Origin of the sequence: Brevibacterium sp. HMSC063G07, assembly GCF_001810665.1 — a bacterium.
GTDB lineage: Bacteria > Actinomycetota > Actinomycetes > Actinomycetales > Brevibacteriaceae > Brevibacterium.
Genome location: NZ_KV802334.1, coordinates 1 through 1,265 on the forward strand (window position 1 = coordinate 1; position 1,265 = coordinate 1,265).

At 59.0% G+C, this 1,265-nt stretch carries 2 protein-coding genes; both read left to right on the forward strand.

The genetic code is table 11. The annotated features are described in order from the left end of the window. Positions 1–84 precede the first annotated feature (84 nt). A complete protein-coding gene (locus HMPREF2757_RS03705; protein WP_083274274.1) occupies positions 85–768 on the forward strand; it encodes a transposase in 684 nt (227 codons plus the stop codon). Between the two features lie 96 nt (positions 769–864). Continuing rightward, on the forward strand, positions 865–1,128 hold the full coding sequence (locus tag HMPREF2757_RS03710; protein ID WP_070424156.1) for a hypothetical protein: 264 nt from the start codon (positions 865–867) through the stop codon (positions 1,126–1,128). Positions 1,129–1,265: the final 137 nt, after the last annotated feature.

Genomic DNA, 1,265 nt, shown 5'->3' on the forward strand with positions numbered 1-1,265 from the left:
TACCTAAGGTAGGAACTAAACCCAGGACGCTTCACCTTGCTGTTACAAATCCACCCAGCACTGGAACGTGTATTCAAAGGTGGTGTGCTGACCCGCCAGATCACGCTGGATTTGCTGATCCGCTACAACGGTCCAGCAGGGCTGCGGGCCGCGGGGAATCCAGGGGTGAAGCGGTGGGCGCGTAACCACACCCGCAAAGACCCTTCAGCACTGGTGGATGCGATCTTTGAAGCACTGAGCCAGCAGACCGTGATCGTGCCTGGCAGTGAAGCTTCTGAACAGATCGTGCCGCGTCTGGCCGCCACGATCAAAACGCTCAAAGCCGAACGGGCTGACATCGCTGCACAAGTTGAGGAACTCATTGATTCGCTCCCTCTTCTTCAGGTCTTAACGTCCATGCCGGGAGTCGGCGTTAAGACCGCCAGTCAGATTCTCCTGGCCGCTGGAGATTTCTCCACGTTCCAGTCCGCTGCCCACCTGGCAGCCTATGCCGGTATCGCGCCTGTCACCAGGAGATCAGGAACCTCGATCCGCGGGGAGTTTCCCTCCCGTGCAGGCAACAAGAAACTCAAAAGCGCGCTATTCCAATCCGCCTGGGTCGCATCCAACCACGACCCGATATCCAAGGCCTACTACGACCGGAAACGAGCCGAAGGAAAACGCCACAACGCAGCCATCATGTGCCTAGCTCGCAGACGACTCAACGTCGTGTACGCCATGGTCAAACACGGAACCCTCTACGAAGAAAAAACACCCGAAGCAGCTTGACAATCAATGTAACGGGCGAAGCATGAGCAGGCCTACCCCTATCGTTCCGAGAAATGGCAAGCCCAATACTCTTCCGGGCGGCATTCCGTGGAGTCGATGAACAAGTCGATCAAAGACGGCAAGTTCATGCCCGTGGACGACGCAGAGACGCTCCCACGACGCGGCTGGACCAACCAGTTACTCAGCGCCATCGTCATGGTCGCCGCCACCAGCGTCCGCAAGATCATCAACCGGCTCCACGATCAGGTCGGCTTGACGCGCGTGGCGTCTGCAGCTCTTCGTCGGGCACGGCGACGAGAGGTCACCCGAGGCTGGTCGGTCGTGCCGAACGCCCCACCTGCAATCGCGGTCGGTACATGACATTCACTTCGCCCACGCACTGCCCTGGCGCACGCCTGGCCGGATTCTCCACCCATGCGTGCCTTCAGCGACCTCAACCCTGCCTGCCCCTTACCCATGAAGCGGGTTAAGTAAAGAAAAGTGTGTCCGCATGCCAC